Origin of the sequence: Bacillus cereus group sp. BfR-BA-01349, from assembly GCF_022663795.1 — a bacterium.
GTDB lineage: Bacteria > Bacillota > Bacilli > Bacillales > Bacillaceae_G > Bacillus_A > Bacillus_A cereus.
Genome location: NZ_JAKUGE010000116.1, coordinates 1 through 645 on the forward strand (window position 1 = coordinate 1; position 645 = coordinate 645).

Below are 645 nucleotides of genomic sequence, written 5' to 3' on the forward strand. Positions count from 1 at the left end.
GGCTTTCACATCAGACTTAAGAAACCACCTGCGCGCGCTTTACGCCCAATAATTCCGGATAACGCTTGCCACCTACGTATTACCGCGGCTGCTGGCACGTAGTTAGCCGTGGCTTTCTGGTTAGGTACCGTCAAGGTGCCAGCTTATTCAACTAGCACTTGTTCTTCCCTAACAACAGAGTTTTACGACCCGAAAGCCTTCATCACTCACGCGGCGTTGCTCCGTCAGACTTTCGTCCATTGCGGAAGATTCCCTACTGCTGCCTCCCGTAGGAGTCTGGGCCGTGTCTCAGTCCCAGTGTGGCCGATCACCCTCTCAGGTCGGCTACGCATCGTTGCCTTGGTGAGCCGTTACCTCACCAACTAGCTAATGCGACGCGGGTCCATCCATAAGTGACAGCCGAAGCCGCCTTTCAATTTCGAACCATGCAGTTCAAAATATTATCCGGTATTAGCCCCGGTTTCCCGGAGTTATCCCAGTCTTATGGGCAGGTTACCCACGTGTTACTCACCCGTCCGCCGCTAACTTCATAAGAGCAAGCTCTTAATCCATTCGCTCGACTTGCATGTATTAGGCACGCCGCCAGCGTTCATCCTGAGCCAGGATCAAACTCTCCAATAAAGTTAGTTTGTCTAGCATCTAAAA

At 52.1% G+C, this 645-nt stretch carries 1 rRNA gene; it reads right to left on the minus strand.

The annotated features are described in order from the left end of the window. A 16S ribosomal RNA gene (locus tag MR169_RS27925) occupies window positions 1–621 on the minus strand; the annotation flags it as partial. Between the last annotated feature and the right edge of the window lie 24 nt (window positions 622–645).